1 protein-coding gene is annotated in these 893 nt (G+C 62.9%); it reads right to left on the reverse strand.

What is annotated here, in order from left to right:
• Positions 1 to 358: 358 nt before the first annotated feature.
• Positions 359 to 893, reverse strand: a 535-nt coding sequence (locus QWZ14_RS29065) for an aldolase/citrate lyase family protein (protein ID WP_290320561.1), incomplete at its 5' end; no start/stop codon positions are given.

Consider the following 893-nt stretch of genomic DNA (forward strand, 5'->3'; position numbering starts at 1 on the left):
ACTCAGGATATGCGTTCGACTAAACCTGAAATGCTCTAGTTCGTCATCTTGCGCTTCTGTCTGGGGAAATGGTGGCGGCGGTCCTCGTTCAGCTTGAAAAGCGAGTTTGGTATCTGGGGTCAAAGAATAGCAGTCCTGCTACGTCGGCCCGGCCTGCAGCACCACTAGCCGGGTCCGTGCAACAACGTCTCGCCGCTTCGAAAAAGCCGGTGCTACGGTGTGGTGGACACCACCTGCGGGTTTGGCGGAATTCCGCCGCGAGAACGAGACGCGCTTTGCGCCGCTGGTCCGGGCTTCGGGTGCCCGGGTGGAGTGAACAGCGGTAGGAACGTCGCTTCCGCTACCTGGACCCGGCGCTTCAATAGGTCCCAGTCTTTGCCGCCTGGGGCGCGGGGGCCATCGCCGCCTCACCCGTCAGCATAGCCCGCATACCGGCCCCGTTTGTGCGCCACCAGTTGTACAGAATCCGCACGTCCCACCCGATGCAAAAATGCTTCACCCCCATCTCCAGGTACGGCTTCGCGCCCGAAATATCCGCCAGTTCCACACGCGGGTGCTTGCCCATTCTCAGCGCCATTTCAATCGTCTTGCGCTCCGCATTCACCACGTCCGGGTGCGATCGCTGCCCGGTCAGCCCCAGGCTCATCGAGTAGTCGGATGACCCGAACTGCACCATGTCGATGCCAGGGACAGACAGGATCGCCTCCAGGTCCTCCACACACTCACGCTTCTCGACCATGATGGCGATCACCACCTCATTCAGCGCATCGACATATGCCTGCGAGCCGCCCTCCAGCACAGTGCCCACATCGCGTCGCATGCCGACACCAAGCCGCCCACCGGTGCCGAGGGTCTCGGCGCGCACCGCGGCGACGCACGCCTCGGCATCGGCC

It is taken from the genome of Paeniroseomonas aquatica (assembly GCF_030409335.1).
Classification (GTDB): domain Bacteria; phylum Pseudomonadota; class Alphaproteobacteria; order Acetobacterales; family Acetobacteraceae; genus Belnapia; species Belnapia aquatica.